The following is a 24,048-nucleotide window of genomic DNA, read 5'->3' as shown; positions in this document are numbered from 1 at the left end:
CGGCACCATCACGGTTCCAGCGGGCGTGAAAGATTTCACCATCACCGTACCAACGGTGGACGACACAGAAGTCGAGCTCACGGAAGACTACACCATCAGTGTCGGTGGCAAGGAAAGCACCGGCAGCATCTTAGACAATGACCAGCCAACGGTCCTCATAACTGATAGCACGACAGAAAACCCTCAGAATGATGACAAAGTAACGGGTGAAGAAACGGCGAACATCACCGTTGATTTTGGGGAAAATGTTACTTCAGGTACCGCGACTGTACGTATAACCGATACAGAAGCGCAGAATGGCGAATTCCCCGCAGGAGATAACGACATTATATTGGAGGTGACGTTATCTGAAGGAAAGGCGACAGTACCTGGTTATACGGTTATCACTAATGATGATGGTACATTCACCATTACAGGCGTGGATGTAAGTGCTTTAAAGGATGGCATTTTAACCGCTGATTCAACGTTCAAATATCAAAATGGTCATGAGGTCAACGTTAATGATATTGTCGCTAAAGATAGTGAGTATGGTACCGATGGCAACAAAGATGGAGAGATTGACGGCCCAACGCTAACTATTACAGACAGTACCGTTGATGACGGCGATGACAATATCACCGACTCGGAGAGAGCAACAATCACTTTCAACCATGGTGAAGGGGTTAATACGGGCTTATCGGGTGTGAGCGATCTAAAAGTTGTGAATGGAAGTTCTATTATTACTTTGACTCTAGCACTTGGCTCTGACGGCACTTGGACCGCATCTGACGGTACAGGCAACGTTTATTCAGTGACCGGTGACGGGCCATACCAGATTGAAGGGGTGGATGTTAGTTCATTGGATGATGGTCAGCTGACTGCATCGGCTACCTTTACTGATCAAGATAACAATACAGCCAGCGCGAATGATGATGTTCAGAAAGCGTCAAACAATCCGCCAACTGCTGATGACTTCTCTGTGAGTGGTGATTACTTATCTGACGATCCATCCATTGACTTCGCACCTCACGCTAAGGATGTGGAGGACGACCAAGACGACACTAAAGTTACCGACATCGAAATCACATCGTTGCCTGAACATGGCTATCTCTACTACTTAGACGGAGACACAGAAGTCAAACTCTCTGTTGGAGATGTGATTCCGGAAACAACGGACGTGAAATACAGCCTGACGACAGAACTGTTTGGTTTTGATTCATCGGATGTGTCAAACATCGCAGATGGTACGATTAGCGATTCAATAACGATGAACGGGTTGACTTTTTACGCGGGGACGCTAGATAAATCGGCAAATGAACCAATATATAATCGTTTTATCAAAGTTGATCATGCAAATGACCAAGTCGGTTTGGCTGTTGTAGAGCAAGGTGAATCGGGTAACGGAGATGAGATTAGTACTTCAGAGTTTATTGCGATAAAACTCAACGAAGGGGTTGAAGCCGATCAGGCTGATTTAAGCTTCGCTAGCTTGAACAATAAGTTTAATAGTGGGGAGGCTTGGATTACAGTTGGCTTCTATAAAGACGGTGTATTGATTTCAACTCAGAAAATCACAATAGATGATATTACCAAGACCGGGAATCATTCTGGTACCGCTACGGTTTCTCTTGATGGCTTCTTTGATGAGCTAAGAGTATTCCCAGAAACCAATAGTAATAGTGATAAAGCAAGCTTTACCATGGTTGGAGCCGATGTCACGAGCTTCAATGGCATTGATGACTCATTCACTTATAAAGCGATAGATTCTGATGGAACCTACAGTGAAGAAGCAAAAGTAGACATCAGTATGGAAAATGTGATCGATGCGCACCGGGTGCTCGGTGGTGGAGGCGTTGATACCTTTACCTTGTTAGAAGGTGCTGGCTCAATGGTACTTGACTACCAGTTAGCGGCATACTTCGATGAACACGGTCTGCCTGTCTCAGGTAAAACAGGACAGCAGCAAGTCAGCATTTCTGACGACCTTATCATTTCTTCTGGCCATAGTAATGACCGTATTGATCTCGGCGCTGGAGAGGGGAACTATCGTGTTGATACAGGAACCTCAATTCCAAACCTCAATGGACTAGTTGATAGAGAAACCTTCGAGAGCTTTGAGTTCATGACTGCTTCAGAGGATAATATTCGGGATTCTGATGGCGCGCTTAAAAGCTCTATTGAAAGCCCAGTACAACCTTTAACCGACACAGTGAACTTAGGTTCTGGTCACGATAGGGTTGTTAGTCAAGGAGGAAATTTGGCCGCTTTCGGTGGTGCGGGCAACGATATTCTCCGTGGCTCTGATGATGGCTCTGATGGTCTTCGAGGAGGGGCCGATGACGATGTTCTTTACGGCCGTGGTGGCGATGATTACCTACGAGGCGACTCGGGCAACGACATCTTGATTGGTGGGTTAGGTAATGACTTACTGAGTGGTGATGATGGCGCTGATACCTTTAAGTGGGGCGTTTCTGACCTTGATGGTTCAACAGACACCGTTGCCGATTTTGATAGTTCTGAAGGTGACATTCTCGATTTTTCTGAATTGTTTGAAGATTTAGAAAGTGTTGAACTTGATGCTATTTTGGATTCGCTAGAAGGAAATAGTTCGACAACAGACGAGCGTGGAGGGTTTGATGTTTCGGTATCTGATGATAGCGAGCTGACGATAACAAAAGGTAGTGATAGCTTGACTATCGACTTTTCTGGTGCGTCAGACGTTACGTCAAGTCTAATCGATAGCCTAAACACGTTAAAACACGATTAAAGGTATGTGTTGTGTTGAGGGCTGAGACTGGCCCTCAAATAAAGCCTATCCTGAATAGAAACAAAAACGCCACTAGATTGATGTCTAGTGGCGTTTTAATTTAACGAGTAAAGGGAGACTTATAGTACCTTACAAGCAAAACCTTTCAGGTAGAAGCCCTCTGGATAAGCGCTATCGGTAGGGTGATCCGCAGCTTGCTCAAAGCGCTCGACGAACTTCACTTGACGGCCAGAATCGACCGCTGCGTCGGCAATGATCTTTTGAAATAAATCTGAGCTCATTAGGCCTGAACAAGAGTAGGTCAGTAGAGTGCCACCTGGTTTTAGGATTTGCATTGCCAACATGTTGATGTCTTTATAGCCGTTCGCACCAGAAGTCAGGTTATTCTTGCTCGACACAAACTTCGGCGGATCCATAATCACAACATCAAACTGAGTGCCTTGATCACGGTATTCACGTAGTAATTTAAATACGTCCGCATTCAGGAATACAGCGCGCTTTTTCGAAATGTCGAACTCGTTGAGTTCTGCGTTAAATTTAGCCGTGTCAAGTGCAGGTTGAGATACGTCTGCGTTAATAACGCGCTTAGCGCCGCCCTTTAATGCGTAGAGGCCAAATCCACCCGTGTACGAGAAACAGTTTAAGACTTCTTTATCTTTGACGTATTTCATCGCTTGTTGGCGGCTGTCACGTTGGTCGAGGTAGAAACCGGTTTTGTGTCCACCAACGATATCGACGCTGATTTTCACGCCGTTCTCTTCAATCACGACAGATTTTGGTGGCTCTTCACCGTGGAGTACGCCAGTTTTCTCTTGTAAGCCTTCTTTCTTACGTACCGCGACATCAGAACGTTCGTATACATTACAACTAGGGAAACACTCTACTAGTGCATCGACAATCGCTTGCTTGTTGTATTCTGCTCCCGCACTTAAAAGTTGACATACAAAGAAGTCTTGGTAGCGGTCAATGGTGATGCCTGGTAAGCCATCAGACTCGGCGGCGATTAGGCGGTATCCGGTGAGACCATCACGTTCAATCACATCTTCACGAAGAAGCTGAGCATCTTTGAAGCGCTTAACGAAGAATGCCTTGTTGATGTCTTCCTTTTCAAAACTCCAGATACGTGCGCGGATCTGAGATGCTGGAGAATATGCAGCTTTAGCTAGCCACTTTCCATCGTGAGTGAATACATCAACGGTTTCGCCAAGAGAAGGTTCACCCTCAACTTTATTGATGCCTCGAGAGAAAATCCAAGGGTGCTTACGCTTAACCGATTTCTCACGACCTTTTACTAGATAGATAGCAGCTGTCATTTCTTTAGCTCTTATTAAATTTTGAAGGGGCGTATTGTCCGGGATGTTGTCTTCAAAAGCAATATCCGTTGGTAAACCAATCATTTGCTGAAGTGTTAATTATTGCATTGTAAGAGAGATATTAAAAAGGGCCACCGAAGTGACCCTTGCTATTTGTTCAACGTTATTAGGCTTTTAAACCCGTTAACAACGATTCCATCGTATCGCTTTGTGCACGAAGTTTCTCTACATTCTGTGTCGTTGTGCTGATCATGGTGCACACGTTATTTGCTTGTACACGGATTTCTTCAACGCTTGATGCAATGTTATCTGCGACCACTCCTTGCTCTTCAGCTGCCGTTGCAATTTGGATACTGCTGTCGGAGATGTTTTGGTTTTTATCCGCAAGAGAACCAATCTCGAGATCGACTTCCGCCATTAACGTTTGGCCTTTGTTTGCATTTTGAACCGTCACGTCCATCAACTTAGTCAGTGATTGGCTGTTACGCTGTAATGCTTCAATCATGGTTTGGATTTCAACCGTTGCTTGCTGAGTGCGACCCGCAAGAGCGCGAACTTCATCAGCAACCACCGCAAAGCCACGACCTTGCTCACCCGCGCGGGCAGCTTCGATCGCAGCATTGAGCGCAAGTAGGTTGGTTTGCTCTGAGATGCCATTGATCGTCGTGACTACCTCATCAATTTGTGCAGCATTGGCGTCTAGCTCTTCCACTGCCTGAGAAGCGGATTGGATCTCGGTTGAGAGATTAGAGATAGAGTGAAGGGTATTCTCGACCTTAATTTGACCAGATTGAGCAACACTTCGTGCGTCATCTGTTTGTGCACTCGATTCATGGGCTAACGTCGCGACTTCACGAATCGTAGAAGCCATTTGTTCTGTCGCACTTGCTAGCGAGTTTAAGTGCTCTTGCTGCGTGTTGGATATTTCTGAACTGTTGTGAATGGATTGATTAAGGTCTGAGCTAATTTGTTGCATTAGCGCGACAGATTCTTGAATCGACTGAACCATCTTTTGTTCGCGTTCGGCGACTTTGTCGATAGTAATTGCGATTTCGCTGAACTCATCACGAACAGGGAAAAAATTCATACGAGCGGTTAAATCACCATCAGCAAGTGTGTTTAATGCTTTGTTCATCGTAAACATCGCGCCACCGATGAACGTCATGATGTAATAAACGCTTAACGCAATAAAGAAAAGGGTAACAAGGACGATGCTAACTTGAGTGCTTGTTAGCGCTGTCCATAACGTTTGGTCGTGATTGATCTCGAGACTAAATGCGCCGTTCATTACAGATACGGAGCCAGTGCCTGTACCAAAAGAAATGGTATCAGAATTTGCAATTAGGTTTGCAACTTGTGTTTGCGAAAGGTTGCCGGCTTCAATGAGCCCTTTCATTAACACCAACTCTTCTTGATTCATATCAGAAATGAGAGTGCCTGCGGCACTGTTCATAACGAATGTTAGAATGATTAATGCGAGAACGGGGAGGAAGAAGAGTAAGTAGAACTTCTCTTGTATCTTTAAATGGATGAGATATTTATCAATCCAACGGAAAGCAATTTCTTTCATAATTATTATAACCACATAAAAACCCACTATCCTTAGTGGGAGAAATAGAATGAAATAATATATCACCCAATATAATGGAGCGGTATAAAGATGAACCTAAAGTGTGAGAAGTTTACAGTAAAAGGTCATGTTCAAGGAGTAGGTTTTAGATACCACACTTCACACCAAGGATTGAAGCTTGGTCTAACGGGTTATGCTAAGAACTTGAACAATGGTGATGTAGAAGTGATGGCTTGCGGCACGGAGTCACAAATTGCTGAGTTTTCGATTTGGCTGGAAGAAGGCCCACGGACGGCAAGCGTCGAAAGCGTCACTAAGGAGAACGCCTCCTTTAAACCTTTCCGTGGGTTCAAAATCCTATGACATTACAAACACTTAGCTGGTTTTGGTAGACCTGCCAGTTTTGTGGCCTGTTTAGCTGGCCCCTTCTTGAACAGCTTGAATAAGTACTTACTGTTGCCTTTTTCTGGGCCGTGTGCTTTTTCCATCGCTTTTACAAGCATTCTTACCGCAGGAGAGGTATTGAACTCTTCATAAAATACACGTACGAAATGAATCACTTCTAAGTGGGCTTCTGTTAGCTCAATTTCTTCTTCTTTTGCCAAAAGCTCAATCATGCCTTCTTCCCACTGTGTGTAGTCGAGTAGATAGCCTTGAGCATCGGTTTCAATTTCTTTACCGTTGTAAACGAACATCGCCTTTGTATCCGCTTATTAATGACTGATAGTTATAGGGTAGCTTAGAGAAAAGGTGATTCTCAACAAAAGAATCTCAATCTCATGCTGAGCGCAGTAAAATCGTACAAGCTAAGTGGAGTGCTTTGATTAGGGATATTCAACAATTTGCCATTTTATTCAGGTTGTTAGAAAAATATCGGGGTGAACACTTTAAATAATGCATAGGTATTCTACATATCGATTAGCGTAGGTTTGGTTAAACGAAAAAGCCCGAAGGAAGTACCTTCGGGCTTTTGTGTTTAAGTTCAATCCAACGAATTAGTCGTCGTTCATGATGCCTAAAATGCTTAGTAGGCTGATGAAGATGTTGTAGATTGATACATATAGCGTGATTGTCGCTGAAATGTAGTTTGATTCACCACCACGGATGATACCTTGAGTTGTCATAAGAATCGCCATGGTCGAGAACACAATAAACAAGCTGCTCAGTGCTAGGTGTAGGATCGTTGATTGGATGAAGAAGCTCGCAACCATACCGACGACTAGAACTACAAACAATGACAGCATTAGGCCACCCATCATTGATAGGTCACGTTTCGTTGTTAGCGCGTATGCGGACGCAGCCATGAATGACAGAGCAGTACCGCCAAGCGCGGTTAGAACGATGTCTCCCATGCCAGCACCGATGTACATGTTTAGGATTGGACCGACGGTGTAGCCAAGGAAACCTGTAAATAGGAACGTAAATACCAGGCCAAGGCTATTATTGCGGTTTTTCTCAGTCAAGAACAGCAAGCCATAGAAACCAACCAGCATTAGGATGATACCTGGATGCGGTAGATTAAACGCCATCGATACGCCAGCCACAACGGCGGACCAAAGTAGAGTCATAGAAAGTAGTGCATATGTGTTACGCAATACTTTATTGGTTTGTAGAGCACTTTCTTGAGTAGTAGTGCGAGTAAACATAGGACTGTTCATAATCTTCCTCTATAAGGGATTTCTGGTCTTTGATATATAGACATATATGGGCATGAAAGTTCAAAAAATCAAGCTTAACTTGCCTATATCTGGTACAAAATGATAATAGAAATAATGTGTTATGTATGTGGCAACTTGTAACACAATATTACTGCGTTGCATAGCGAAGCGTCGCTTGGTACCTAACGCGATGTAAGCCAGTTCACGACGTTCATTGTGATATGACTCAATTTACAACGTCTTGAACCAACTGCAGTTTCGTAACAATAAACTTGAGAGCATGGTTGAATAATGAAAAGCACTGATTTAATGTCAGCGCTTTTCATTTTATCTAAATTCTCAAGCTACTGTTAGTGATGAAGAATCTGAGCCAAAAAGTTTTGAGTTCGGTCTGACTGAGGATTTTCAAAGAAATCAATTGGGTTGTTCTCTTCAATGATTTCTCCGGCATCCATGAAAATAACACGGTCAGCGACTTCTTTAGCAAAGCCCATTTCGTGTGTTACACAAAGCATCGTCATGCCTTCTTCTGCCAATTCTACCATTACGTCTAGCACCTCTCGAACCATTTCTGGATCAAGTGCGGACGTCGGTTCATCAAACAACATCACTTTCGGGTTCATACACAGAGAGCGCGCTATCGCTACACGCTGCTGTTGACCACCAGATAATTGTCCTGGGTACTTGTCAGCTTGATCTGGGATCTTAACGCGCTCAAGGTATTGCATTGCGACCGCTTCCGCTTCTTCTTTGGGCATTTTCTTTACCCAGATAGGCGCAAGCGTGCAGTTCTCTAAGACCGTTAGGTGAGGGAATAGATTGAAGTGTTGGAAACACATACCAACTTCGCGGCGAACCGCTTCGATGTTTTTCAAATCTTCGGTGAGCTCTGTACCTGAGACATAAATGCTGCCCGCTTGATGTTCTTCTAGGCGGTTGATACAGCGAATCATGGTTGATTTTCCTGATCCCGATGGTCCGCAGATGACAATTTTTTCGCCTTGCTTGACTTCAAGGTTGATGTTCTTCAGTACGTGAAACTCACCATACCATTTATTCATGTCCTTTAACTGGATCATGTAATCTTGATGTTGCGTCATAATACGTCCTTGATCTTAATGAGTTATCGTTTGTGACCGGTATGAAGTTTGTTTTCAAGCCATATTGAGTAACGCGACATGCCAAAACAAAATACCCAAAACACTAACGCGACAAATACATAACTTTCCGTTGCGAATCCAAGCCACTCCGGGTCGGTATTCGCAGCTTGTCCAATACCAAGTACGTCGAACATACCAATGATAAGTACAAGACTGGTATCTTTAAACAGACCGATAAAGGTGTTCACAATGGATGGAATGGTGATCTTAAGCGCTTGGGGCAGAATGATCAGTCCCATCTTCTTCCAGTACGTTAAACCGAGTGCATCGGCGGCTTCATATTGGCCTTTAGGAATCGCTTGCAGACCGCCACGAACCACTTCGGCCATGTAAGCGGCACTAAACATCACCACGCCGATCAGAGCGCGAATGAGTTTATCGGTTTCTGAGCCTTCGGCTAAGAACAGCGGCAGCATGACCGATGCCATGAACAATACAGTGATTAGTGGGACGCCACGCCAAACTTCAATGTATACGGTACAAATACTGCGAATAATTGGCATTTCTGAACGTCGGCCCAATGCTAATGCAACGCCGATTGGCAGTGATACAACGATACCCACGAGCGCAATGATCAGAGTAACGAGCAAGCCACCCCATTTGTGTGTATCTACCACCTCAAGCCCAAACACGCCACCATATAACAGTGCCGCAACTAGAAATGGATAGACGTTGACGAAAAATAGCCAGATCCAAACTCGTTTAGGTGTTTTCTCATAGGCCAGCAACGCCGTGAAGATCGCTAACGTAATGTAAAACAGGCGAGGGCGCCATAGCTCCGCTTCTGGATAGAAGCCGTACATAAACTGCTCCCATCGCACACTGATGAACACCCAACATGCGCCATCACGACTACAATCGTCGCGCGTTGAACCAATCCAATCTGCATTGATAAACGCCCAATCAATAATGGACCAAAGTGCAGCAATTACGAAGTACGCAAGAATAAGCGTAATGAAAGAATTTAGTGGGCTAGTAAATAAGTTTTTGCGTAGCCAACCAACCACACCGACAGTATTTGAAGGTGGTGGGAGATCAGGCTGAAACTGATGTGTGCTCATATTATCTCTCCACCAATGCTACTTTACGGTTGTACACGTTCATTAACGCAGACGTAATCAAACTTAACGTTAAATATACCCCCATAGTCATGGCGATGATCTCAATCGCTTGGCCCGTTTGGTTAAGTGTTGTTCCTGCAAAAACGGACACGAGATCTGGGTAACCAATTGCCATCGCCAATGAAGAGTTCTTAGTCAAATTTAAGTACTGGCTAGTGAGTGGAGGAATGATAATGCGCATAGCCTGAGGAATGACAACAAGTTTAAGCGTTTTGGCACGAGGTAGACCGAGAGACATCGCCGCTTCGGTTTGACCATGACTTACTGCATTTATCCCTGAACGGACAATCTCTGCGATGAATGAGGCGGTGTAAACGCTCAGAGCCAGAAGCAGTGCTGCTAATTCCGGAATGATGCTAATACCGCCACGAAAGTTGAAGCCTTTTAGTTCAGGGTAATCGAGAGAGATAGGCATGCCAGCTAAGAAATATACCAAAAGTGGAAGACCAACGACTAAGCCTAGCACAATCCGGACCATTGGTGTTTGTTGTCCAGTCAAGCGTTGTTTGTTTTTAGCCCAGCGTCCAATCAGTAGGCTTGCAAGCACGCCCAAAATAAATGCGGCAATAACAAAACCACTGCCATGTCCCATTACAGGAGATGGTAAGAAGAGACCACGAACATTTAAGAATATGACTTCACCTAGGCTGATACTTTGTCTAGGCGAGGGTAGGGCTTGTAGAACTGCGAAATACCAGAAGAAGATTTGCAAAAGAAGAGGGATATTACGAAAGGTCTCGATATAAACCGCTGCAAGACGACTGATGAGCCAGTTGGAAGAAAGTCGTGCGATACCCATAACAAAACCAATAATGGTTGCGAGGATAATCCCCAAAACAGAGACTAACGCGGTGTTAAGAAGGCCGATGAAAAAAGTTCTCCCGTAAGAGAATGTTTCATCATATTCGATAAGAGTGAGCCCAATCCCAAAGCCCGCCTCTTGGTTTAAAAAATCAAACCCAGTTGCAATACCACGAGCGTTAAGATTGGTAAGTGCGTTATTAATGATGGTGTAAAAGAAAAAAACCAGAGCAGCAATCGCAATGATTTGAAAAAGCGCAGAACGGAAAACTGGATTATAAATCAAGCTTTTCTTTTCGTTTGGCTTGGACATCGTAGTTAGTAATGCATTATTCGTCGGTTTCATACAGCGATAACCTCAAACCTATATCTATAGATATCTATGAAACCAGCAGCCATTCGTAAGTTATTCGCTGAAAACAGGATGACAGTTTTATTTGCTGAAGCGGCAAACTATAATAATCAGGTGCTGTTTTAAGAGATTGTGCCCTCGTGCTGGCTGATGGCTAACTGATCGAGACGGATATGATCAAGAAAAGGGCGGCACTAACCGCCCTATATCGCTTCTCTTATCGGATAGGTGGTGCGTACATGAAACCGCCCGCATTCCAAAGCGCATTGACGCCACGAGAAATTTGTAGAGGAGAGTTTGTGCCCACCGTACGCTCGAAGCTTTCACCATAGTTACCGACTTGCTTAATAACTTGGTAGCCCCAATCGTCACGAATGCCAAGACCTTTGCCTTTCGGACCATCTACACCAAGAATACGTTTGATGTTTGGATCGGTTGATTTCAACATTTTGTCGGCATTCTTTGAGGTAACGCCGTATTCTTCGGCATTAATCATTGCAAATAGTGTCCATTTTGCAATATTGAACCATTGGTCATCACCTTGACGAACAACCGGACCTAGAGGCTCTTTAGACACGATTTCAGGAAGCACGGTTGCTGAAGATGGGTCTTGTAGGTTTAAACGAAGGGCATAAAGACCAGATTGGTCTGTAGTGAGTACGTCACAGCGACCAGCATCGAAACCTTTGGATGTTTGTGCTGCAGTATCAAATACGACCGGTTTGTAAGACATGCCTTGATTACGGAAGTAGTCTGCTAGGTTAAGCTCTGTCGTTGTTCCCGACTGTACACAGACTGAAGCGCCATCAAGTTCTTTGGCACTTGAAATACCAAGATCCTTTTTAACCATAAAACCTTGGCCATCGTAGTAGTTCACACCAACAAAATTGAGACCAAGAGCAGTATCACGATGAAGTGTCCAAGTGGTATTACGAGGAAGCACATCGATTTCGCCTGATTGTAATGCTGTGAAACGTTCTTTCGCGGTAAGAGGAACATATTTCACTTTGCTTTTATCCCCAAGCACAGCGGCAGCTATTGCTTGGCAATATTCTACGTCGATACCTTCCCACTCACCTTTTGAGTTAGGGTTGGAGAACCCAGGTAGACCAGTACTGACACCACATGTAAGAAAACCTTGCTTTGTGACTTTGTCCAAAGTAGTGCCTGCTGCTTGAGCTGACATTGACATCATGGCAGTGGAAGCCACTACTACGGAAGCAAGAACTGTTAATTTATTTGCCATTTGTATCCTTCCTGTATGATCCATGTTTAATCAGGAGCGACCTGATACAACGTGTCCAATTTATTAGTGTTATCGTCCTAGATGGTTGTTTTACGAATAAACGACAATCGATAAATCAACCAGTTATAAGCGTAGAAAAGGATCTGATAATTCTCAAATATATAATTTAAAAAGGGTTTTGAAGAGAATCACAAAATGCCTACAAATTAGAATGACGAAATGTAAAACAGTTGTAAATAGTGCAACAAGTGGTTAATTCAGTGCGTCAGAACAATCGATAGTCTGGTTGAGTAAACTGTAGAATAATTGTTTGTTCTTAAAAGTGTCAGCAGTTGTGCGAAACTGAGTTAGCATGAAATTCGAACAAAAATTATTTTTGATATCGAAACTTGGTGAAGTGGTTGCCCAGTTTTTGGTAGCATGAGTCTAGACAGTTAATTGAAATCATCATGGATTGAAATGCGATACTTTCCCCTGTTCTTAGATTTAGTATGCAAGCCAGTGCTTATTGTCGGTGGTGGTGAGGTTGCGAGCCGTAAGGTTGAAGCGTTGCTTAAAGCAGGAGCTGACGTCACGATTGTATCTCCAACACTTGTTGACTTCCTGGCCCAATTGGTCGATTCGCATCAAGTGAGTTGGATTCAACGCTTTTATTCTAGTGACATTGTCACTAAAACATTTGTCCAAGTATGGGCGACGACTGATAACCCAGAGATTAATCACCAAGTTTATAAAGATGCAAAGGAACTAGGAATCCTAGTTAATGTTGTAGACGACAAACCATATTGTGACTTTATTACACCTTCGATGATAAATCGCGGGCGCATTCAAATTGCTATCTCAAGTGGTGGCGCATCCCCTGTACTGATTCGTAATATTCGGGAAAAGCTTGAATCAATCCTCCCACAGAATATGGGATTAATTGCAGAATTTGCTAACTCCAAACGAAACTCGATCAAAGAAGCGTTACCGAGTGTCGATCTGCGTCGAAAGTTCTGGGAGAACTATTTTTCTAATCCAGAGGTAGAAAATGCGCGTGATAATCGAGAGTTGGAAGCCATCTATCAGCACACAATGGCAAAACCGTTGGATGAGAAAGGCAGTTGTACTTGGATTCAGGTAGGTGCTGACGTCGAAATGCTGCCGATTAAAGCGGTGCGATATATGCAACAAGCTGAATCTGTTCTGTATTCGACGAAGTGTGCTGCTGATGTGATGGAGCTGGTTAGGCGAGATGCAGAACGAGAAGCGTTCACATGTGCAGCAGAGTTATCCGATAGACTGGCGAAGGCAAAAGAACAAAACTTGCGTATATGTGTATTTATACGTCAGGGCACGAGTGAGTTCTCGTTACTTCAAGGGCAAGACTTAGTTATCTGATTGAACCGCCTACACCGATGCAAACAAAAACGCCAACAAGTTACTTGTCGGCGTTTTCAATTTTACGTCAAACAACTAATGACGTGGAGAATAGTGCTTAATCACGGAAATTGTTGAACTGGAATGGTTGACCCAGTTCCGCTTCACGGATAGCCGCCATCGTTGCTTGTAGATCATCACGCTTCTTACCAGTAACGCGAACTTTATCGCCTTGAATAGAAGCTTGAACTTTTAACTTCGCGTCTTTGATGAGCTTAACCACTTTTTTCGCTGTTGGTGTATCAATACCTTGACGGAAAACGATGTTTTGTTGCCAGTTCTTGCCTGTAATATCAGGCTTTTGTGCGTCCATTGCATTCGCATCAATATTACGTTTTGCTAAATGACCACGCAAGATGTCACGCATTTGCTTTAGTTGGAAGTCACCTTCCGCTAACATTTTTACGTTTTCTTCTACTAGCTCAAAGCTCGCATTCACATTGCGGAAATCAAAACGAGTAGACAGTTCACGGTTAGCGTTATCAACCGCATTACGAAGTTCAACGGTATCGATTTCTGAAACAATATCAAACGATGGCATGGAGATTCCTTGATTATCTTGTTATAGGGAAATTATTTACTGGATTTTACCGCATCTGACAGCATATCCAGTATAGTCACGGTATCATCCCAACCTAAACATGGATCAGTAATCGATTGACCATAAGTTAGGTTGTTAATATCCGTCATTGGCTGGTTGCCTTCAATGATGAAACTCTCTGCCATGATACCAGCTATGCGAGTGCTGCCTGATTTAATCTGATCACAGATATCTGCGGCAACATCGATTTGTTTTCTGTGCTGCTTCTGACAGTTCGCATGGCTGAAGTCTACAATCAAACGCTCTGGCAGACCAAACTCAGCGAGTGCATCACACGCTTGCTTTATCGATGCCTCATCGAAATTAGGGCCTTTCTCACCACCACGTAAAATGATGTGACCATAAGGGTTACCACTGGTGCGGTATACGGTCATACGGCCATTCTTATCTGGAGAATAGAAATAATGTGACGCTTGGGCTGCACGAATCGCATCAATAGCAATTTTCACATTACCGTTCGTTCCGTTCTTGAAACCAACTGGGCAAGATAGCGCTGATGCCATTTCACGGTGGATTTGAGATTCTGTCGTGCGCGCGCCAATCGCGCCCCAAGAGATCAAATCAGCAATGTATTGGCCTGTGACCATATCAAGAAACTCAGTAGCGGTTGCAAGACCAAGCTTGTTGATATCCAGTAGTAGTTTACGAGCTTTGTGCAGACCTGCCTCAAGCGCGTAAGAACCGTCTAGGTTAGGGTCGGTAATGAGACCTTTCCAACCAACTACTGTACGAGGCTTTTCAAAGTAAGTACGCATCACAATAAACAGTTCGTCTTTGTAATTATCTTGAATTTGACTTAGGCGCGTAGCGTAATCTAGCGCTGCATCTGTGTCATGTACTGAGCATGGGCCCACAATAGCAAGAATACGATCATCCTCACCGGATAAAATGCGTTCAATTTGGCGGCGAGATTGAGCTATACGTTCTGCGACATCGTCAGTGATAGGGTGCACGCTTCCAAGTTCAGCGGGGGTAGGCATCGGACCCAAAGGTTGGGTTCTCAATTCATCTGTTTTAATAGGCATGTTATAGCTTTATTCTCTATTGCGAAGCGGTAAAGATAACGGAATTACACTTAGGAATAAACCGTTTAACGGGATTCTTCTCTAGTTAATATCGAATTGTATTCAAAGGCGTTGATATTCATTGAATACACTTATATATAAATTGTAAGAATCGCTTACGATATCAATACATGGTTGTTTGGATGTATAACAATTTTTTCGAAATACTAACAGTGTGAATAGGTTGATTGTTCCAAACTAAAGGGAATAGTGCGAGTTAATCATCAGTGACACTGTCGCTAAAGAAGGTTTTTTTTAATCAATGACAACTAATCATCAACATTACTTTGACATTTTTTATCTTCATTGATTAACTGGTCAGACTAGCTTGGTAAGGAGACCAAAATGTTATCAGCAGTCCGCCGTGCGAATCTTTATCTCAATCTTTTCGGTTTTTCTAAAGTCCCACTTATCTGGCTTTGTCGACCAAAGATACTCGCCATTGATGACAAGCATGTAGAAGTGAGGATCCCGCTTAGAAGAAGAACTAAGAACCATCTCAATAGTATGTATTTCGGCGCGTTAGCGGTGGGAGCTGATGTGGCTGGCGGCTTTCTCGCCATGAGTAAAGCGCAAGAGCAGGGAGAAAAAATTTCGCTAGCATTTAAAGGAGTGAATGCCGATTTCTTAAAACGCCCTGAAGGTGATGTGCATTTTGTGTGTTACGATGGTCCAGTAATTGATGAGATGTTGCGTACCGCGCTAGAAACGGGTGAGCGGGTAAATCAGGATGTTAAGATCACCGCGTTATGCCCAAGTATTCATGGTGATGAACCAATGGCTGAATTCTCTCTGACATTATCGATTAAAAAAGCAGCCCAACGTTAGGCTGCTTAATTGATGTTGAATGGGCCAATTAACTCAATTCGATTTTCTCGATAGAGACGATTTTTGAACGATTCAAAACGACTTTCCATCGATAGAATACGGGGGCATCGGTGTGGTTGTCTTCTTTGACAATCACATTGAGCAAATGCCTTTTCTCGACGGATTCTTTACTGACTTGCCCATCATGTAAGCGGTAAACTCGGTTTGTGCTTTTATCCATTAAACGGATAATAGGGCGTAAACTGAAGTTCAATATTTCTCGTGTTTGCTCATAACCACTTAAAAACATCGATGTCGTCATTTCAGTCTTAGCGTGATAATGAAGAATCTGTTCTTCGCGTTGTACAACTCGCTTCTTGCGGATATTTTGAATACGATCTGGCAGGCTCGATAACGAGCGATAATCGAGCCATTCTAATTTACGGCCAACGACTTTTTTGGTTGTTGGATCCATGTATTTCTTACGCCATTTGGGCTTGCCTTTACGAATCCAACGCCACATGGCATCGCGCAGATCGTCTTTGAATATTTCACGTAATGCGTAAATAAACGACATGGCAATAATGAACGACGCGGAAATCTCACCAAGATAATCGCGAGCAAGAATCACGGTTGAAGTCACCACGACCATCACTAAGCCTGTCGCTATTCCTTTGATCGCACGCTTGATGTTATTACCCATTGATGTCGTCTTTTCGCTAAGTACGATTGGGTGTTCAATCAAACGTCGTAACAATCGCATTTTATTAGACAATCGAGTGACGTCTTCAACTACGCTTGCTGAATTGTAGTTATTCAGCTTTCGGTGCGCTTGTTCTTTCTCACAGAGTATGATGAGGCGTTCTTTAATCGTACTATAGTCACCTTCACGAGGGAGGTGTGCGACAAGGGATAAGAACTTTTGTTCGGTATACCATGACAAATAGTTATCGATATTGACATAGTAACGTTTTAGGTTTTCTTCGTAAGGAATTGAACGTCGAAGTCGTTTCAAGATATCGATGGTCAGCTCAATAACGTCATCTACTTCCTCGCCTGTTACGCTGTCACTCTCATGTTTGTTCAACGCCGCCACTGCTTTATCTAAAGCGATGACGTATTGATAAGCAAAAAGGCTTAAACTGACTCGGTATTGCTGATTGGATAAGCGGCCTCGTTTTGCTAATCGGCTGTGAACAAGTGGGAGCAGCGCTTCTGTACTGTAGTAAGCACGTTTTTGCGTGATGGAGGTGTAATAGAATTCAGACTCACTGATGATATCGGCATTTAAACCAAGTTCGCCAGGGACAAAAATGTAGATATCTAGGTCGAGTGTTTTACTCTTTGCCAAAGCATGGCTAATTTTTAGGGTGATCGAATCCTGTTTGTCGACGGTGACCAAGGAAAGCTCCTGATTTTGCTAACGCGTTCTATACCGATATGCGTCCTTGGGACGTGGCAACTTAAGGTCAGCTAGGATAAATTGTTGAACCATGACAGCATAACAGAGAGGTGTGTATTTCTCTCTGATTTTCTTGTTAGTTTGGGTATAATTCCAATTAAATTTAAAAAGAGACAAACTCAATGATTAAAATTGGTCAAATTAACAGCTTAGAAGTCACTAAAAAGGCTGATTTTGGTGTATTTCTGGATGGTGATGAGTACGGCTCGGTATTGCTGCCTAATAAGCATGTACCTGAAGGTACCGAAATTGGCGTTCACCTCGACGTTTTTCTTTACTTCGATTCGGAAAGCCAGCTAGCTGCGACCATTGAAAAGCCAATCGCTCAAGTAGGCGAATGGGGCTTAATGACCGTTGAAGGCATCAACCAAACGGGTGCGTTTGTTAACTGGGGAATCAAAGAGAAAGATCTTCTGGTCCCATTTAGTGAGCAACGTGCTCGCTTTGCTCCAGGTCAAAACATCTTAGTTTACGTGTATACGGACAAAGCGTCTGGTCGCATCGTCGGTACAACAAAGTTCAACAAGTTGCTAGATAAAACACCTGCGAATTACGAAATTAACGAGCAAGTTGATTTGATTATCGCAGAGCGTAGCCAGTTAGGTTATAAGGCGATTGTGAACGGTAAACACTGGGGTATGATCTTCCCATCAGATGTATTCGGCAAGTTGTTTATTGGCAAGCAACTAAAAGGCTACATTAAGCAAATTCGTGAAGATGGTAAAATCGACTTAGCGCTACAAAAAGTCGGTGTAGCAAAGATGGATGACCTGTCGAGCAAGATCCTTGAGTTGTTAGAGAAGAAGGGGGGATTCCTTCCTTTGAATGATAAATCAGCGCCAGAAGCGATTTTTGACGCCTTCCGTACCAGTAAAGGTACTTTTAAGAAGACTATCGGTGGTTTGTACAAACAGGGCAAGATCGTGATTGAGAAAGACGGAATTCGTCTTGCTTAAGCTCGTTTTATAGAGAGCCTTTCAACCAAAAAAATGGCCCAAATTCGTCCTTATTTTGGGCCTAGGGGAAACGGCTCTTTAGAGCCCGCGCTAAACTCGTTGACCAACGTGGTAAGTTGGTGAACATAGAGAGAAATGCCTATCAAAGCTTACCTTTGATACATTCAGTTTAGTACAGGGCACTCGGATCGCTAGTGAGCCCATTCCTAATCATGCTATAGAGCCCCAAAGCCACCGTAAATACGATGGCTTTTCATTTGCTTATAAAGTCTTAAGCACAATCAAAATAGATTTTTATCTCTAACCAATTCTCTTGGTAAACCATTTTTAATGCGATTGCTGACCCATTTCCCAAGGCCAATGATTGCACCTTCGTATTTTACAAACACTTCGCCTTTGCTTGTTTTTGTATCAACAGACATATTCTGTGGACGAACATCACGGCCCATATACCATTCACGCGCTTCTTCGATGGTCAACTCAATCGCGTTGGATTCTGACCCCGTCGTTAAAGCAGTGGCTACCTGATGCTGCCAACGGTAACCATTTTTGTGAGCTTCTGCGATTTTAATGCCCATACGAGAGAAGCGCAGTTCCCCGATCATTGGCTCTAGAGCATCTGGGAATAGCCACACATCGTTGTCACGAAGCCAAACGGCGCTGTCTTTAGGTAGTGTGATATCTAGCGCAGTGAGAAGCTGTTTTGAAATCTCTGCAAATTCTTTGTTGGAAGCTTTTGTGAATGGGAATTTACCCATACGCTTTTTCACCTTAGGAGCTTCAGCGCTAGCAAGTTTGCGAATACGAGCGACAAAGAAACCTTCACAGTCATAAACCTGAGGGAAAATGTGTAAAAAGCCTTCTTCGGTCAGGGATGCGCTAGCGTTTTCAAACAAACCTTCAAGGCTTTCGAATTCGACGGCGTCCCCGAACGTCTCTTTGAGGTGATAACAGACTTGTTGGTTTTCTTCGGTACTTAATGTACAAGTTGAATAAACCATCACGCCGCCAGGTTTTAGGGCGTGAAATGCACTTTCAATCAAATCTTTCTGGGTGCCTGCAATGTCAAGCACTGACTCTTGTGTCCAGTTTTTCATGGCATCTTCGTCTTTGCGAACGGTGCCTTCACCTGAGCATGGCGCGTCTAACAATACCGCGTCAAACCTTTCAGGTAACCAACCACCAAATACGCGTCCATCAAAGTTACTTAGAGCGGCATTGCGGACGCCACAACGTTCAATATTGGCGTGCAGCACTTTAACGCGGCTCGCTGCATATTCATTAGCAACTAAGATACCCTGATTGTTCATTAAAGCGGCAATTTGAGTGGTTTTTGAGCCTGGTGCTGCCGCTGTATCTAGCACTGCATCATAAGATTCATCGTTCATGAATAGAGCCGATACGGGCATCATTGAGCTTGCTTCTTGAATGTAAAACAAACCAGACATGTGTTCTGCGGTATTGCCTAACGGTACAACAGACTCATCCGCTTCAATCCAGAAACCTGTCTCACACCAAGGTACGGGTGATAGTTTCCAACCTTTTGCTTCTGCACGTTGCAGGAATGCTTCAACCCCAATTTTCAGTGTATTAACACGAATGCTCTTACGCAGAGGTTTTTGGCATGCAGCGACAAAGTCTTCCATATTGAGGTGGGCTGGAAGGATAGTTTGGATTTTTTCCAGAAACGCGTCTGGGATGTAAACGTTAGAATGCAAAGTAAAATCTCGATTGCAGAATTTGCCGCAAATGATATACGAAAGCGACACAGAAACGAATAGTTCGCATGGTGTGGGAAATAAAAAAGAGCAACGTTTGTTTGCTGCTCTTTACTCAATCACGTGATGGTAAACCCATTATGGTTTTGGAATGGCAGTCCGCCAGTGGGCCCAATCGTCTTCAGCCTTAGGGTAGAGATAGAAAGAGTGATCTGGTTTAGCTGCAGGTAAAATTTGCGATTGCTCTGGTGTAGAGAAGGCAATCCCGCCTCTCATTAAGCTATCAATCGTGCCTGCTTTAATGTTTGCGCCTGTAATACCGATAGAAACGTCGACACCGGAAACATTCCAGAACACACTGTTTTGACGAACGAGATAAGCATACTTAGGTTGAATTTCAATCTGTGTAATAATCCGGTCTGCGAAGTCACCCAAGCGTACACTCGTTACTTGACCGACTTCCATTTGACGGTAAAGAACAGGAGTGCCGACTTGAATTGAACCTCTTTGTTCACTCTGTAAGGTAAACGAGGTGCCTTGCTCGTGATGGCGCATCGGTTCAAGTTTGAATTTAAATTTCGCAGTACCTTGACCAGGCTCGACACTGATGGATTTAGAGATTATCGCATCAAGATTCTTCACGCCGTCTAGACCAATCTTGGGCTCTGTAAGCCAAAAATGCGTCCCTGATACGGCAATATTTTCTACATATTCAGGTAATATTCGAGCAGTGACCTCTACGATTTTTCGACGGAAATTGGGTACAACAAGCGTCACTTCGCCTACCTTCACACCTTGATATTTAATAGGTGTACCTTTAGTGACTTCTTGGGTGCCGTCCGTTTCTAATGCGATCTCGCGGCCAAATTTTCTCGCATGGCTTTGATCTTGATAGAGCTTCCAACGTGACCCGATTTTATTCTCGATCCCTGGTATAGAGTCAAAAGCAATGCCTCCTTTAATTAAAGACTTTAACGGGTGCGCCTTGACACTTACGCCAGCAAGTGAGGCATCAATCTCTACGCCTGAACGATTCCAAAATACGGTTTGTGTCGTCAAAAGGTGAGCGTAACGATTTTCAATGGTGGCTTTCACCATGACGCCACCATCCACCAAGTTAAAATTAGAAATGCTACCAACAGGCAGGTTACGATAGAGTAGAGGGCTGCCTTTTGAAATTGGCGGCAGTTCAGTGGCGAACAAGGTTAAGGTTTTCGAGCCACTTTGGTTGTATTGGGCTAACTCTGCCAGTGATGCGCTCTGGAAGAGCTGATACTCTTTTTGAATACCTTTGTCGCCTTGGCTAACAAAACTGATCGAACCGCTTAAAAGCTGTTTTGCTGGTGGAACGGTAACACTCAAGCCGGATTCGGTTAGCTCAGCAGACGCACTACCAGTGACATAGAAACGGTTGTCTGACTTGATGAGATGCTTGTATTCGTGGTCGATAAGTACATCCATAAAGACCTCATGCTGCGCTTTTTTAGCTTGGACTTTATCAAGCAGGCCAACCTTGATGATAGAGCCAACAACAATGCCTTTGTAAAGTACATTCGCACCACTGCTTAGGCCGAAAGAGTTATCAGAAACCAAGCGAATCGCGACGGTTCTTTCTTGCTGCTGGTTATAAACGTTTTTACGAATGGCGGTGAAACGACGAGAACGGTCTCCCTCACCAGGCACGATAGTTAAGAAGTTACCGCGAACTAAATTGCTAATGTTTTCCACACCGTATAGAGAAACTTTTGCTTCTTCCAAAATGAAACGTGTGCCTGAAGTGAGCATGTCGCTAAACGCTGGTTGAATCGCTGCAGAGGCTAAAATGACTTCACGTCCCTCAGACAAGCCTAAATCCGTGATTTGACCAACTTCAATGCCGCGATACATGATCGGGGCTCCTTCAGCACTGATTTTGTTGTCATCAGGTAAGGTGATTTTGATAGGAATACCACGACCAGCGGTTTTTAGATCTTTGTACAGTCGGAATTGAGTATTTTCATTAACGGGTTCGCCATCATCCGGGGAGTCCACCGCAATAGCGCCACTGAGCAGCGCACTCATACTCTCTAGTCGAACATCAACGCCTTCAAAACCAATGCTTGCGCCCACACCGCTCACATTCCAGAAACGGCTACGGCTGTTTATAAGGTGGCTGTATTGGTCTTGGATATTTGCCTGAATGGTGATCGACTTTGCATCATCATTGAGTTGATAACTGTACACCTCACCAATTGGGATTTTTTTATACACAATCTGTGAACCGATTGAGATTCCGCCTAGGTCAAGACTTTTCAGTTTAATATTTAAACCTTGAGTAACATGCAGATCGGTTGGTGCGGATTCAAGGGCGTGGAACTTAGTTTCAAATTCTTTACTGTCGCCAGGTTGAATCGAAATATAGTTACCAGAAACTAGCGCATCTAACCCAGTTACACCGGTCAAGCTCGCCGTTGGTTTCACTAACCAAAATCGTGTTTTTTCGTTAAGCAGTTTTGTCGCCTCTGGGTAGATATCGGCATCCACATAAATGCTGCCTAGATCTTTCGACAAATTGATGTCTCTTACCATGCCGACTTCTAAACCTTGATAACGGATAGTCGTACGCCCCGCGACTAAGCCCGCGGCATCTGAAAAGTATATTTGTACACGTTGACCGGCATCATGAAGTGATTTGACGACTAACCATCCGGCGAGCACTATGGTTAGAATTGGTAAAAGCCAAAGGGGAGAGATGCCTTTGCTCCTCCTTACATCGGGTACGTAGGACGTTTGAGAATTATTCTGATCACTCATTAATTGACTCTTTTTGTGATTGATTTGGGACTTGGTCCCAGATAAGCCTAGGGTCAATGCTATCAGCGGCAAGCATTGTGAATACGACAACTAAACCAAAAGCGACGGCGCCATATCCAGGTGTAAAATCGAGAATTTGACCACGATCGACTAAGGTCATCATGATGGAGATAACAAACAAATCCATGACCGACCATTTGCCAATCCACTTGATAGCAAAGTAGACCATCATTCGTTGTCTTTTGAACACGGAACGTTTGAACTTGATGCATAACAATATGTAAGCAAGTCCGAGTATCTTCACGACTGGTACGACAATACTGGCAACAAAGATGATAAACGCGATACCGTACATCCCATTTTTTATGAGTGCTGCAACTCCGGAGAAAATCGTGTCTTCTAAGCGCTGACCATTGGTAATTAAAATGGAAATGGGTATCAAGTTGGCAGGGAAAATAGCGATGCCTGCCGTAATCAAATACGCCCATGTTTTTTGAATAGAATGTGGTTTACGATGGTGCAGCGTATGATGGCAACGTTGGCACTGATCACCTTCGGGTTGTGACAAATGACATTCATGACAGTGGACATCTTTATGTTTAAAAACATAAGAGGATTCCGCTTTCCATGCTTCCCAGTAGCGCCGAGCACTGAATCGAGAGATGAGTAATACTGTTGATATTTGGAGTAAAACCAACCCGATAAGGCCTGGGCCTACATAAATATCCGAGTAGTCTTGTAATTTAAAGCATGAGATAGCGATGCTGACAAGAAACACGTCAATCATCGCCCAGTGTTTGAAGTGCTGAGTGAGCCAAAGTGAAACCTGTAGTCCTCTGAACCAACGCTGGTATAGAGATAAATGTGCGACAACAACGGAAGTGCAGACGATCAAAGGGGCTAAAGAACTACAAAATAAAATCAGTAAGGAGAGAAGAACAAAGCCCTCTTGCATTAGCGCAATAATACCGGACGGTAATGTTGCAGGGATCATGACACCAAATAGTCGGATGCTGATGAAATCGAAAAAGTGAGAGGGTACGAAAAGAAGAAGGCAAGTAATCGCGATTGCGAGGTTACCAGATAAACTTGGATTGCCGCCACGATATAACTCGTGCCCACAGCGAGGGCAGTGTGCAAGCTTACCATCGGGTAATGGAATTATATCGACAGGCAGCTCGCAACCTTGGCAGAGACGGATTTTTTTTGGTTGCATCGCATGCTTATGCAGAGAGGTCATGCCGATCTCTCAACAAATAGC

General features: G+C 43.8%; 19 protein-coding genes. 5 read left to right on the top strand and 14 right to left on the bottom strand.

Annotated features, from left to right (window positions below):
• On the top strand, positions 1 to 2,746 hold a 2,746-nt coding region (locus AK966_RS19935), incomplete at its 5' end, for a calcium-binding protein (protein WP_310648446.1).
• Positions 2,747 to 2,865: 119 nt separating this feature from the next.
• Here the strand turns inward: AK966_RS19935 and AK966_RS12650 are convergent.
• Both AK966_RS12650 and AK966_RS12645 read right to left on the bottom strand, forming a co-directional pair.
• A complete protein-coding gene (locus AK966_RS12650) occupies positions 2,866 to 4,059 on the bottom strand; it encodes a class I SAM-dependent methyltransferase (protein ID WP_099077930.1) in 1,194 nt (397 codons plus the stop codon).
• Positions 4,060 to 4,225: 166 nt separating this feature from the next.
• Entirely contained in the window at positions 4,226 to 5,629 is a 1,404-nt protein-coding gene (locus AK966_RS12645) for a methyl-accepting chemotaxis protein (RefSeq protein WP_119464269.1), read from the bottom strand.
• Positions 5,630 to 5,719: 90 nt separating this feature from the next.
• On the opposite strand from AK966_RS12645, the gene yccX reads away from it, so the two are divergent.
• Positions 5,720 to 5,992 carry an acylphosphatase gene (yccX, locus tag AK966_RS12640; RefSeq protein WP_099077932.1) on the top strand — a complete coding sequence of 91 codons (273 nt, stop codon included), beginning with the start codon at positions 5,720 to 5,722 and terminating at the stop codon, positions 5,990 to 5,992.
• A gap of 2 nt (positions 5,993 to 5,994) precedes the next feature.
• On the opposite strand, the gene AK966_RS12635 is transcribed toward yccX, so the two are convergent.
• From AK966_RS12635 to AK966_RS12610, 6 genes are all read right to left on the bottom strand, one after another.
• Positions 5,995 to 6,324 (bottom strand): TusE/DsrC/DsvC family sulfur relay protein, encoded by a 330-nt coding sequence (locus AK966_RS12635; RefSeq protein ID WP_099077933.1) that lies wholly within the window; start codon positions 6,322 to 6,324, stop codon positions 5,995 to 5,997.
• Positions 6,325 to 6,624: 300 nt separating this feature from the next.
• The gene (locus AK966_RS12630) at positions 6,625 to 7,287 is read right to left on the bottom strand and encodes a Bax inhibitor-1/YccA family protein (protein WP_099077934.1); all 663 of its coding nucleotides are present in this window, start codon (positions 7,285 to 7,287) and stop codon (positions 6,625 to 6,627) included.
• Positions 7,288 to 7,637: 350 nt separating this feature from the next.
• The gene (locus AK966_RS12625) at positions 7,638 to 8,387 is read right to left on the bottom strand and encodes an amino acid ABC transporter ATP-binding protein (protein WP_099077935.1); all 750 of its coding nucleotides are present in this window, start codon (positions 8,385 to 8,387) and stop codon (positions 7,638 to 7,640) included.
• Between the two features lie 23 nt (positions 8,388 to 8,410).
• Complete coding sequence (locus AK966_RS12620; protein ID WP_119464268.1) at positions 8,411 to 9,508, bottom strand: amino acid ABC transporter permease; 1,098 nt, start codon at positions 9,506 to 9,508, stop codon at positions 8,411 to 8,413.
• Between the two features lies 1 nt (position 9,509).
• The gene (locus AK966_RS12615; RefSeq protein WP_099077937.1) at positions 9,510 to 10,715 is read right to left on the bottom strand and encodes an amino acid ABC transporter permease; all 1,206 of its coding nucleotides are present in this window, start codon (positions 10,713 to 10,715) and stop codon (positions 9,510 to 9,512) included.
• Positions 10,716 to 10,938: 223 nt separating this feature from the next.
• Positions 10,939 to 11,967, bottom strand: a complete 1,029-nt coding sequence (locus tag AK966_RS12610) for an amino acid ABC transporter substrate-binding protein (protein WP_099077938.1) — start codon at positions 11,965 to 11,967, stop codon at positions 10,939 to 10,941.
• A gap of 459 nt (positions 11,968 to 12,426) precedes the next feature.
• Between AK966_RS12610 and AK966_RS12605 the strand changes: the two genes are divergently transcribed.
• Positions 12,427 to 13,347 (top strand): bifunctional precorrin-2 dehydrogenase/sirohydrochlorin ferrochelatase, encoded by a 921-nt coding sequence (locus tag AK966_RS12605; protein ID WP_119464267.1) that lies wholly within the window; start codon positions 12,427 to 12,429, stop codon positions 13,345 to 13,347.
• A gap of 97 nt (positions 13,348 to 13,444) precedes the next feature.
• Here AK966_RS12605 and AK966_RS12600 read toward each other — a convergent pair whose 3' ends face one another.
• Both AK966_RS12600 and AK966_RS12595 read right to left on the bottom strand, forming a co-directional pair.
• The gene (locus tag AK966_RS12600; protein ID WP_099077940.1) at positions 13,445 to 13,927 is read right to left on the bottom strand and encodes a YajQ family cyclic di-GMP-binding protein; all 483 of its coding nucleotides are present in this window, start codon (positions 13,925 to 13,927) and stop codon (positions 13,445 to 13,447) included.
• A 32-nt stretch (positions 13,928 to 13,959) separates the two neighbouring features.
• On the bottom strand, positions 13,960 to 15,012 hold the full coding sequence (locus AK966_RS12595) for a 3-deoxy-7-phosphoheptulonate synthase (RefSeq protein ID WP_099077941.1): 1,053 nt from the start codon (positions 15,010 to 15,012) through the stop codon (positions 13,960 to 13,962).
• Positions 15,013 to 15,396: 384 nt separating this feature from the next.
• Between AK966_RS12595 and AK966_RS12590 the strand changes: the two genes are divergently transcribed.
• Positions 15,397 to 15,879, top strand: a complete 483-nt coding sequence (locus AK966_RS12590; RefSeq protein WP_119464266.1) for a PaaI family thioesterase — start codon at positions 15,397 to 15,399, stop codon at positions 15,877 to 15,879.
• 28 nt (positions 15,880 to 15,907) lie between these two features.
• On the opposite strand, the gene AK966_RS12585 is transcribed toward AK966_RS12590, so the two are convergent.
• Positions 15,908 to 17,260, bottom strand: coding sequence for a hypothetical protein (locus AK966_RS12585; RefSeq protein ID WP_099077943.1), 1,353 nt, complete (start codon positions 17,258 to 17,260; stop codon positions 15,908 to 15,910).
• Between the two features lie 182 nt (positions 17,261 to 17,442).
• Here AK966_RS12585 and AK966_RS12580 point away from each other — a divergent pair, with 182 nt between their 5' ends.
• Positions 17,443 to 18,276, top strand: coding sequence for a S1 RNA-binding domain-containing protein (locus AK966_RS12580; RefSeq protein WP_099077944.1), 834 nt, complete (start codon positions 17,443 to 17,445; stop codon positions 18,274 to 18,276).
• A gap of 281 nt (positions 18,277 to 18,557) precedes the next feature.
• Here the strand turns inward: AK966_RS12580 and rsmF are convergent, their stop codons facing one another.
• The 3 genes from rsmF to AK966_RS12565 form a co-directional block, all read right to left on the bottom strand.
• Positions 18,558 to 19,994, bottom strand: coding sequence for a 16S rRNA (cytosine(1407)-C(5))-methyltransferase RsmF (rsmF, locus tag AK966_RS12575; RefSeq protein ID WP_119464265.1), 1,437 nt, complete (start codon positions 19,992 to 19,994; stop codon positions 18,558 to 18,560).
• A 138-nt stretch (positions 19,995 to 20,132) separates the two neighbouring features.
• Entirely contained in the window at positions 20,133 to 22,787 is a 2,655-nt protein-coding gene (locus AK966_RS12570; RefSeq protein ID WP_119464264.1) for an MlaD family protein, read from the bottom strand.
• Positions 22,780 to 24,027, bottom strand: a complete 1,248-nt coding sequence (locus AK966_RS12565; RefSeq protein ID WP_119464263.1) for a paraquat-inducible protein A — start codon at positions 24,025 to 24,027, stop codon at positions 22,780 to 22,782. Before AK966_RS12565 ends, AK966_RS12570 begins: the two co-directional genes overlap by 8 nt.
• Positions 24,028 to 24,048 lie beyond the last annotated feature (21 nt).

This window comes from Vibrio sp. PID23_8, assembly GCF_003584965.1.
In the GTDB taxonomy this organism is placed as follows: domain Bacteria; phylum Pseudomonadota; class Gammaproteobacteria; order Enterobacterales; family Vibrionaceae; genus Vibrio.
This window is presented reverse-complemented; position numbering and strand designations above follow the sequence as displayed.